This window comes from Synechococcus sp. R6-7, assembly GCF_047461695.1.
Classification (GTDB): domain Bacteria; phylum Cyanobacteriota; class Cyanobacteriia; order Thermostichales; family Thermostichaceae; genus Thermostichus.
Window position 1 is genome coordinate 1 of sequence record NZ_JANSHS010000473.1, and the last position, 1,893, is coordinate 1,893.

The window sequence follows — 1,893 nt, forward strand, 5'->3', positions numbered from 1 at the left end:
GTCTTCGCGTCAGCGTTGCGGAGCAATAATGCAGGGATCCCTAGGGCTCTTTTCAGTAGCCCAGGCATCTCACCCTAATCTGAAATAACGGCAAACTGGCCTATTGCCTCGGTTCCTAGCTCCCTTCTTCCCCTTGGGAGAGGGGTCGGGGGTGAGGGACAAGCAACTATTGTTGTCCAATCTTCAAATCTCTTAAAAGCGCAGCCCCTAGAGGGTAGCAGGGTTCTTTTCGACTGCTTCGGACAAGAGGGAGTTGACCAGCACGGTTACCAACCCCAGTCGATTGCCCGCCAAAATATCCGTCAACAGGCGGTCTCCCACCATAGCCACTGCTTCTACCGGCAAGCCCATCTGGGCTGCGGCCCGCCGCAAAGCCCGCCGTGAGGGTTTCCCGGCCCGGTGAATGTAAGGCAGATCCAGGCTTTCTCCGATTTGTTGGATGCGGCTGCGATTGAGGTTGTTGCTCACCAGCCAAATTTGAAAGTGCGGACGCAACTGCTCCAGCCAAGCAGCCACAGCAGGATCCACCTCAACCTGTCGGCTCGGCACCAGTGTACCGTCTACGTCAAAGATGATGCCTTTTACCTGCCAGGCCCACAGGTCTTCTGCCCGCAACTTTAAGACAGTGCCGGCCACCACCAGATCCGGTTGCAGGAGCTTGAACCAAGGTTTGTGTACCATCCGCTCCTCGGCTAAGGACTGGGTTGAGGACTATGGTGGGATCCCTGGGCAGCTTGCCGACGCTCTTGAATAATTTGCAATTGGGCTGCCTCGTGCTCTGCTAGGGTTTTGCTGAAAATGTGAGTGCCATCGTAGCGGGCCACAAAGTAGAGATAGTCGGTTTGCTCAGGCTCCAAAACGGCTTTTAAGCTGGCCAAGCCCGGGCTGGCGATGGGGCCGGGGGGCAAACCCGGGTTGAGGTAGGTGTTGTAGGGAGAGGGGGTACGCACCTCCGCAAGGGTGAGGCGGCGGTCTGGGGTTTGCCGGATATTCAAGGCATACTCCAGCGTCGGATCGGCTCCCAGGGGGATCCCTTTCTTAAGCCGGTTCAGAAAGACACCTGCAATCAAAGCGCGTTCTTCCGGCACCACGGCCTCCCGCTCCACAATGCTGGCCAGGGTAACCCACTCGTGCAGAGACAGGGAAGTGGTGTGCTGGCGAAACAGGGGCAGGGCCACCGCGACAAATCGCTGCAGCATGGCGTCGACCACCATCTGGGCCTTTTCTTGATCCGGCAGGGATCCCTCCACCTGTTCGATGGGGAAAAGATAGGTGTCTGGGAACAGGTAGCCTTCTAGTGAGCTCAAGTTGGGGGGCAGCCAGTCGAGGGGGGGAATCACCCGGGTCACGGCAATGAAGGCATCGGCTGCCAGCCAGTTGCGCTGGGCCAGAGCCTCTGCCATTTGCTCGATGCGCCAACCCTCCGGGATGGTCAGACGTCTTTGCAGGATCCTTCCCTGCCGCAGTTGCTGGGCCACGGCCAGCATGTCCTGGTTGGGATCCAAAGCGTAGGTGCCCGCCTGAAACACCCAGTCGCGCCCGAAGGTGCGGCTCCACAGCTCCCAAGCCAGAGCTGAGCGAATCACCCCTGCTTGGCGCAGTTTTTGCCCGATCAGACGGCTGCTGCTGCCCGGCTGGATTGTTACTTGGATCGGTTCTGGGCCGCCCACCGGCTGGAGCCAGGTCTGCCACTGCCAGTAGCCCAATCCCCCGACCAGAACCAACAGGAAAATCAAGCTCTGCAAAAGACGCCGACCCCAGCGTTCGCGTAAGCGTTGCGTAGCAACATGGGGTGACCTGGGTATAGCGCCTTGGGCAGCAGAGCATTTGGGCAAGACGGGATCCTTTTGGGCCGAATGCTGAACGTAAACTACCCGACACCAACCGCTAGGC

2 protein-coding genes are annotated in these 1,893 nt (G+C 59.1%); both read right to left on the bottom strand.

Features of this window, described 5'->3' with window-relative positions:
• Positions 1–207: 207 nt before the first annotated feature.
• Positions 208–681, bottom strand: coding sequence for a YqeG family HAD IIIA-type phosphatase (locus tag NW815_RS12955; protein WP_414390089.1), 474 nt, complete (start codon positions 679–681; stop codon positions 208–210).
• Between the two features lie 11 nt (positions 682–692).
• A partial coding sequence (gene mltG, locus NW815_RS12960; RefSeq protein ID WP_414416092.1) for an endolytic transglycosylase MltG occupies positions 693–1,893 on the bottom strand: 1,201 nt, incomplete at its 5' end.